The organism is Brachyspira catarrhinii (assembly GCF_005518285.1).
Lineage (GTDB): Bacteria > Spirochaetota > Brachyspiria > Brachyspirales > Brachyspiraceae > Brachyspira > Brachyspira catarrhinii.
Genome location: NZ_SJDU01000735.1, coordinates 1 through 574 on the forward strand (window position 1 = coordinate 1; position 574 = coordinate 574).

1 protein-coding gene is annotated in these 574 nt (G+C 26.0%); it reads left to right on the forward strand.

Annotated elements, in window-relative coordinates:
* Positions 1-523: hypothetical protein (locus EZH24_RS14490; protein ID WP_201798611.1), on the forward strand; the 523-nt coding region annotated here is incomplete at its 5' end.
* Between the last annotated feature and the right edge of the window lie 51 nt (positions 524-574).

The following is a 574-nucleotide window of genomic DNA, read 5'->3' on the forward strand; positions in this document are numbered from 1 at the left end:
TAATAATGCAAATAAAACAGGATCAAGTTATAATAACTCAAATAATGATAATACCGAACAAGGCGGAACTTCATCAACAGATAATAATAAAGAGTGGCTAAATAAAATTTCTGGAAGAAATGTTCAAAATAGTAATGTAAATTATGAATTTGATTCAAATGGAAATATAATTGTTAATAGTGAAAAAAGATGGACATTTGTAAAATATTTAGGAAATGATAAAGCATTATATTCTGAAGATATAGATCCTAGTGATATGTTGTTTAATGAACCATCAGATAAAATAGAGAAAATATATGGTATTTTAACAATAATGCCTCCAAATGATAATATTTATTTTCTTGACGGATATAAAAGCACAAGCTGGACAGAAAAATATAGAATATCTATAACAGCATTTGTTAATGAAAACGGTAATGAGCCAGAAAATGCTGACTGGAATCAATATCCTCATATGACAGAAAATGATTTGGATACTACTAAAAAAGGTGATAACTGGGGATATTTAAATCCTGTAAAATAAATTGTTAATTAAAAAACTCAAAAGGTATTAGCTTAATTTATAGGTTAATAC